The 473-nt window shown below is 50.3% G+C and carries 2 protein-coding genes; both read right to left on the reverse strand.

Features of this window, described 5'->3' with window-relative positions; genetic code table 11:
- Window positions 1-182, reverse strand: a 182-nt coding sequence (locus Q5762_RS37120) for a hypothetical protein (RefSeq protein WP_315896719.1), incomplete at its 3' end; no start/stop codon positions are given.
- Window positions 183-202: 20 nt separating this feature from the next.
- Window positions 203-473, reverse strand: a 271-nt coding sequence (locus Q5762_RS37125; RefSeq protein WP_315896720.1) for a hypothetical protein, incomplete at its 5' end; no start/stop codon positions are given.

A 473-nucleotide genomic window follows, 5' to 3' on the forward strand; every position in this document is an offset into this window, starting at 1 on the left:
TCCCCGTTATTCGGGATCAGACCGGTGTTCACAGCCTGTACCTGTGCCATCTGGTTCACACGTCCAAGTGCACCGCTGTTCAGGTACTGCTCAGACGTGGCGAGAACCACATTGACCAAGGCCAGCTTTTCAGTAACGCCCTGCTTGAAGCGGACATTTGCCGACATGAGCCAGTAGTTCATACGGGATACTGTTTTTTCCGTCATGCTGCTTTCTTCTCTTCGAGTTTAGTGAGGTGGTTCCCCAATGCCTCACGGATTTCATCAACAGACGCACCATTTGGTATGTCGCATTCTTCTGCCCATGTCGGGTAGAAGATGCTGAACGCACCGCCTAGCTTAACTTCGTCATGTTGAATTAGTGGGTCTTCCTGCCATTCGACGGCTTTAACCACGTTGTCATTTGCATACTTCATGGTTTTGACGTCATCACGGACGAGGTAATATTGCGCATCGTGGATTTGAGCACAAGGC

The organism is Streptomyces sp. P9(2023) (assembly GCF_032436795.1).
GTDB lineage: Bacteria > Actinomycetota > Actinomycetes > Streptomycetales > Streptomycetaceae > Streptomyces.